Origin of the sequence: Endozoicomonas sp. YOMI1 (assembly GCF_024606345.1) — a bacterium.
Classification (GTDB): Bacteria; Pseudomonadota; Gammaproteobacteria; order Pseudomonadales; family Endozoicomonadaceae; genus Endozoicomonas.
The window spans coordinates 1-1,145 of record NZ_JAHHPM010000036.1 but is presented as its reverse complement, the minus strand read 5'-3'; the positions used below and the strand labels follow the sequence as shown (position 1 = coordinate 1,145).

The 1,145-nt window shown below is 44.5% G+C and carries 1 protein-coding gene and 1 pseudogene; both read left to right on the top strand.

Annotated features, from left to right (window positions below; genetic code table 11):
* Nucleotides 1-226: phage integrase N-terminal SAM-like domain-containing protein (locus tag KDK15_RS01380; protein WP_257293574.1), on the top strand; the 226-nt coding region annotated here is incomplete at its 5' end.
* 55 nt (nucleotides 227-281) lie between these two features.
* Nucleotides 282-850 (top strand): annotated as a pseudogene (locus KDK15_RS21120) (integron integrase).
* Nucleotides 851-1,145: the final 295 nt, after the last annotated feature.

Here is a 1,145-nt window from a genome sequence, read left to right as displayed (position 1 = left end):
ATTTCATAAAATGCGCCATCCCGATTTACTGACTGGCGATGATGTCCGTGATTTTCTCACTTATCTGGTGATGAAAAAGCACGTTGCTGTCGGTACTCAGCAGCAGGCATTGAGTGCCCTGGTCTTTTTGTACAAACAAGTGCTGGGACGTGACAGCTTTACGATCAATGACAGGCTAAAATCAAAACGGCCAAAAAAAACTTCCTGTTGTGTTGTCGGTTGCTGAAGCCAACTATGTCTTGTCCTATCTCAAAGGCACACCGTTATTAGTCGCCCAATTAATGTATGGTGCCGGTCTTCGACTGAAGGACGCTCTGCGTCTCAGAGTTCAGGATGTTGATTTTGGGCGTATGGAAATTACCGTTCGTCATGGCAAGGGTGGTAAAGACAAAATGACGTTGTTGCCCAAAGCGTCTGTTGAAGCATTACGAACTCAGATCGAATCATCCAGGCTGCTTCACCAAAAAGCGCTTGAAGACGGTGCCTGCTTTGTTCATCTCCCCCATGCCTTGGCTAGAAAATACCCCAATGTTGGAAAAGAACTGGCATGGCAGTATATTTTTGCCAGTACTCAGTTGAGTAAAGATCCAAGAACCGGCAACGTAGGCCGCCATCACATCAATCAGAGGGGGATTCAGTCCGCCGTAAAACACGCTGTCAGGCAGGCGTTAACAAAAATGCCAGCTGCCACACTTTTCGGCATAGTTTTGCGACACATCTGCTGGAGAGCGGATACGATATCAGAACCGTTCAAGAGTTGTTGGGTCATGCTAATGTCAATACAACAATGATATATACCCATGTACTCAATCGCGGTGGTAAAGCTGTTTTAAGCCCTGTTGATCGCTGATAAAAACCGAAAAAATGAGGGCCAGATCAATACCAGGAAGTTTAAATCAAAAATAATAAGATAACTTCCTGAACCGCAATCACGCTACCGCCCCTCTATTCCATTTCTTAGAGTATTAAGGCAGCTCTGAATTACACGACAATTTATACATAGTTGTATACGGGTAAAATAGTACCATTGAACTTGCTCCCGAGGTATTTTTTTAATGCTCCCGACATCATCTCACCCCAGCTGTCCGATAATTTCCACCTGAAGATCATCAGGGATCTCCTGAAACGACAATATTGTTAATGAC